General features: G+C 73.5%; 2 protein-coding genes. Both read left to right on the forward strand.

Annotated elements, in window-relative coordinates; translation table 11 throughout:
- A partial coding sequence (locus ACTIAO_RS16975) for an MMPL family transporter (protein ID WP_441907282.1) occupies window positions 1-1,160 on the forward strand: 1,160 nt, incomplete at its 5' end.
- The gene (locus tag ACTIAO_RS16980; protein ID WP_441845377.1) at window positions 1,157-3,730 is read left to right on the forward strand and encodes a YhgE/Pip family protein; all 2,574 of its coding nucleotides are present in this window, start codon (window positions 1,157-1,159) and stop codon (window positions 3,728-3,730) included. The genes ACTIAO_RS16975 and ACTIAO_RS16980, both read left to right, overlap by 4 nt.
- The last annotated feature ends 98 nt before the right edge of the window (window positions 3,731-3,828 follow it).

Here is a 3,828-nt window from a genome sequence, read left to right on the forward strand (position 1 = left end):
TCGGCATCTTCGTGGTCGGGCTGAGCTTCGTGCTGCTGATGATCGTGTTCCGGTCGATCTGGGTGCCGCTCAAGGCGGCCGCCGGATACCTGCTCTCGATCGTGGCCGCGTTCGGCGTGGTGGCGATGGTGTTCGAGTTCGGATGGGGCGCCGACCTGCTGCAGGTCTCGAAGACGGGGCCGGTGATCGCGTTCATGCCGATCGTCGTGATGGGCGTGCTGTTCGGCCTCGCGATGGATTACGAGGTCTTCCTCGTCTCACGCATGCGCGAGGACTTCGTGCACGCCTCGCGCAAGCTCGGCGCCACCCGCGAGGTCGCGATCGACTCGGTCAAGAGCGGATACGCCGCCTCGGCGCGCGTCGTGACGGCCGCCGCCATCATCATGTTCGCCGTGTTCGCGGCGTTCGTGCCCGAGGGCGACATCAACATCAAGCCGATCGCCTTGGCGCTCGCCGTCGGAATCGCGGTCGACGCGTTCGTGATCCGGATGACCCTCGTGCCCGCCGTCATGGCGCTGCTCGGCAAGCACGCGTGGTGGATGCCCGCGTGGCTCGAGAAGCGGCTGCCGCACTTCGACATCGAGGGCGAGGCCGTCGAACGCGAGGATCAGCTCGCGAACTGGCCGTCGCCCGACGAGCGCTCGGTCATCGCAGCCGACGACCTCGCGATCACCGTCGGCGACGAGCAGCTCGTCGCGGGCGTGAGCATGCGGGTCCAGCCGGGCGACGCGCTCGTCGTGACGTCGCAGGATCCGCGCGCCGCGCGATCCGTTCTGCTCGCCGTTGCCGGTCGCCTCGCTCCCGATGAGACCAGCCGGCTGCGCGTCGCGGGGCACCTTCTGCCCGGGCGCGGATCCGCCGTGCGCTCGCACGTCGCCGTCTCGCTGGCCGGCGCGGATCGCTCCGCGTCGCTGATCGAGGCCGCCGACGGCAGGGCGCGCATCGTCGCGATCGACGCCGTGGACCTGCCCGCCGAGCGGGACGACATTCTCGCGGCCCTGCGGCACGCGCGCGGATCCGCACGCGAACCGCTCACGGTGATCCTCACGAGCGCGGATGCCGCATCCGCGACCGACCTTCTCTCCGACGCCGGCTGGCCCGGCGCGACCGTTCTCGACGCGGCGCCCGCGGGCGCCGCACGTCCCGAGGTGAACGCATGACCACTCTCATCGAACGCGCCCGCACCACGCGCCCCGTCACGTGGCTGACGATCGGCGGCGTCCTGCTGCTGCCCGCCGTCATCGGCGGCGTCCTGGTGGCCGCACTGAACACGCCCACGGACCGGCTCGAGAACATGTCGGCCGCCATCGTCAACCTCGATGACGGGGTCGAGATCGACGGTCAGCTCGCCCCGCTCGGACGCCAGCTCGCGGCGGGCCTCGTCGAGGGATCCGATGACGTCGACAGCAACATCGACTGGGTCGTCTCGAACGAAAGCGACGCCTCGGACGGCGTCGCCGACGGCACGTATCAGGCCGTCGTGACGATCCCCGAGGCGTTCAGCGAGGCCGCGATGTCGTCGGCCGACGCGATCCAGGGGAAGGGCGATCCGTCGGTCGCGACGATCGACGTACGAACGGCCGACGACGCGCGGATCTTCGACAGCGCGATCATGCAGCAGGTGTCGTCGATCGCCGCCGACACGATGGGCGCGACACTGTCGGATGCCACGCTCGAGAACGTCTTCGTGAGCTTCGACGACATGGGATCCCAGCTCGGCGAGGCCGCCGACGGCGCCACCGAGCTGGCCGACGGGGCCGCCTCCGCCCAGGACGGCGCCGTGCAGCTGGGCGACGGCGCGGGCGAACTCGGAGACGGGGTGCGCCAGCTCGGCGACGGCATCGACCAGCTCGCGACGGGTGCGGATACCGCCGAAACGGGAGCTCGCGAGCTTGCGGGAGGAACCGGGGACCTGGCCGACGGCGCGTATGCCCTCTCGGACGGGGCGACGCAGCTGTCCGGCGGAGCGACCCAGCTCGCGGACGGCGCGGCGCAGGTCTCCGACGGGGTCGCAGGCCTCTCGGACGGCGCCGGCCAAGTCGCGGGCGGCGTCGCCGGCCTCGACTCGGGCGCATCCGAGCTCGCGGACGGCGCGGCGCAGGTCTCCGATGGGGTCGCCGGCCTCTCGGACGGCGCCGGCCAAGTCGCGGGCGGCGTGGGCGAGCTCAGCACGGGCGCGTCCGATCTGGCCGGCGGCGCGACCGCGCTCTCGGACGGGATATCCCAGCTCTCGTCGGGCACCTCCGACCTTGCGGACGGCGCGGCCGGCGTCGCCACCGGCACGGCGGGGCTGCGTGCGGGCCTCAGCGGGTCTGCCGATCAACCCGGCCTCGCGCAATCGTCAGATGACGTCGCGTCGGGTCTGGAACAGCTCGCCGCCAGCTGCGGCCTCACTGGCGCGGGCGACGAGTTCTGCGCCCAGCTGGCCGCTCTGACCGAGGGGGCTCGCGGCGTCGCGGACGGATCCGCCGCTCTCTCGGATGCCGCAGTGCAGACCGACAACGGCGCGCAGCAGGTCGCCGGCGGCGCCGCGACGCTCTCCGGCAGCGTCGCACCCCTGGCGGACGGGGCGACCGAGCTCGCAGGCGGCGCGACGCAGCTCGCTGACGGAGCCGCCCAGCTCGCACCCGGTGCGTCCGCTGTTGCGGACGGGGCCGCGCAGCTCGCACCCGGCGCCTCCGCGCTCGCGGAGGGCGCGACCCAGCTCGCCGATGGGGCCGCCCAGCTCGCGCCCGGTGCCTCCGCTCTTGCAGACGGGGCGGCGCAGCTCGCACCCGGCGCATCCGCCCTCGCGGAGGGCGCGACCCAGCTCGCCACCGGCACGACCGAGCTCGCGGGCGGCGCGGCCGACCTCGGCGACGGAGCGATGCAGGTGATGACGGGAACGTACTCGCTCGCCGACGGCGTCGCGATGCTCGGCGACGGTGCGCGCGAGGCCGGATCCGGCACCCCCCTGCTCGCCGACGGCGCGACGTCGCTCGCGGACGGCGCGGGCGAGCTGGCGAACGGCATCGGCCAGCTCGGCGACGGCGCATCGGAGCTCGGTGACGGGCTCACGACGGCGGTCGACCAGCTGCCGAGCTTCGAGGGCGACGAGGCGACGAACGTCGCCTCCGTCGTGCGCGCTCCGGTGGGCACCGACGACAACGGCCTGTCGCTGTTCGGCTCGGGCGCGATCCCGCTGCTCGCGGCGATCGTGCTGTGGTTCGGATCCCTCGCAACCTTCCTCGCCTTCCGTCCCGTGACCTCGCGCGCGCTGACCTCGCGCCGGTCGTCGTTCGCGCTCGCCCTGCGCGGGTTCGTGCCGGGCGGGATCGTGGGGCTCGTCCAGGGCCTCCTCGTTTCGGGCATCGTGGTGTGGGTCGGCGACTACACGGCCGCGCAGTCGTGGGCGCTCGTGGGCGTCGCCGCCGCGGCCGGGGTCGCGTTCGCCGCGATCCATCAGGCCCTCGCGGCGGTGCTTGGAGGGGTCGGGCGCTGGATCGCCGCGATCGCGGGCGCCCTCGCGATCGCCGTGAGCATCGTCTCGACGACGCCGGGATTCCTCGCGGACCTCGCGGCCCTGCTGCCGACCTCGCCGGCGATGACCGCGTTCCTCGGCGCGATCACCTCGGGCGCCGTCGGCACCCCCCTCGTCGCCCTCGCCGTCTGGGCGGTGCTGGCTTTCGTGGTGACCCTGGTCGCGACAACAATGCGCCGCACGACGTCGCCGGCCGCCGCGCTGGCGTAGGCGCGCGGTTCGCGTGACGCAAGCGGCTGCTCGCGCGGCGATCGGGATCCGTTTGCGTCACGGGGGCACGTGCGGCGTGCGCTCCGGTCGCGCAAGCG

Source organism: Microbacterium sp. (assembly GCF_052099035.1).
Taxonomy (GTDB): domain Bacteria; phylum Actinomycetota; class Actinomycetes; order Actinomycetales; family Microbacteriaceae; genus Microbacterium.

Excerpts from the sequence above, each read along its gene's own strand:
- ACTIAO_RS16980 (WP_441845377.1), top strand. The coding sequence starts at position 1,157 with ATGACCACTCTCATCGAACGCGCCCGCACCACGCGCCCCGTCACGTGG.